Source organism: Auritidibacter sp. NML120636, assembly GCF_003185945.1.
GTDB lineage: Bacteria > Actinomycetota > Actinomycetes > Actinomycetales > Micrococcaceae > Auritidibacter > Auritidibacter ignavus.
In genome coordinates this window covers 1-1,234 of record NZ_QHLO01000024.1, presented here as the reverse complement: position 1 = coordinate 1,234, position 1,234 = coordinate 1, and the positions used below count along the sequence as shown (strand labels likewise).

Genomic DNA, 1,234 nt, shown 5'->3' with positions numbered 1-1,234 from the left:
CGTCCTACCCAGACCGGCCAGCTCGATGAGCTTGGTCGGCACTGCCCGGCCCAGCTTGGCGATCAGCTGCTCCATCATCGCCCTGCCCTCGGCCCTGTCTGTCTGGCGGTAGGCGGCGACCATGTGCTGGTAGAACGCCCACGTGGCCTCGACCTCCACATGCTCGTCAGCCTCGAAGAGGTCCTGGATCCTGGAATACTGCTTCTCGGTGAGCAGGTCGGCCCCGGTCAGCAGGGTCCGGCGGGCCTTGTAGAGCGGATCCTGTTTGCGGCCCCGGTGGCCGTTCACCTGTTGCTGGACTCGCCGGCGGCATCGCTCGAGCGCGTCTCCGGCCAGGCGGACCACATGGAAGGGGTCCATGACCGTGGTGGCTTCGGGGATCTCCTCAGTGGCTGCGGTCTTGAAGCCGGTGAACCCGTCCATCGCCACCACCTCCACGCCATCCCGCCAGGAAGCCGGACGCTCGGCCAGCCAGGTCTTGAAGGCCTGTTTGGAGCGGCCCTCGACCATGTCCAGCAACCTCGCCGGACCGGTGCCGACGCGCAGTGGTGTGAGGTCGATGATCACGGTGACGTACTTGTCGCCACGCCGGGTATGGCGCCAGACGTGTTCATCCACGCCGATCGCGGTGACCCCGTCAAACCGGGCCGGGTCGTCGATGAGCAGACGCTTGCCCTCGGCCAGCACGGCGTCGTTGGCGGTGTTCCACCGCACCCCCAACGCCTCGGCGACCCGGGCGATGGTCAGGTGCTGCACGACCAGAGCTTCCAGGGCCCAGCGCAGGGCACGGCGGGAGAGCTTGGCCTTCGGCTCTGCCGCGGCGGTGGTGTCCTGGCGCCAGACGTGGGCGCAGTCGGCGCACCGGTAGCGCCGAACCGTGACGTGCAGAGTCGTGGGCCTCCAGCCCAGCGGCTCGTGCGCCAGCCGGCGGATCACCGTGCCCCGCGCGGTGCCCTGAGAACCACAGCGGTGACACCACTCATCTGGCTCCACCACCCGACAGGCCAGTACCGCCCGCCCGGGCTCCACCCGTTGCCCGGTAGCTTGAAGGCCGAGCTCGTCCAGCCGGCAAAACTTGGTCAGGTCACAGTCGTCGAAGGTAGCGTTAGGCACGTCGAGGTCTTTCAGATGGCTTGTGTAGGAACTTCCATCATCGGAAGGCCTCGACCTCTATCCAGCTATCGACGCGCCACTTCCCCGAGACCCCCGTCTACACCCTCGATTGTGAAGAGCC

1 protein-coding gene is annotated in these 1,234 nt (G+C 67.3%); it reads right to left on the bottom strand.

Annotated features, from left to right (window positions below):
* Positions 1-1,113: ISL3 family transposase (locus tag DCC25_RS11200; protein WP_110101743.1), on the bottom strand; the 1,113-nt coding region annotated here is incomplete at its 3' end.
* Positions 1,114-1,234: the final 121 nt, after the last annotated feature.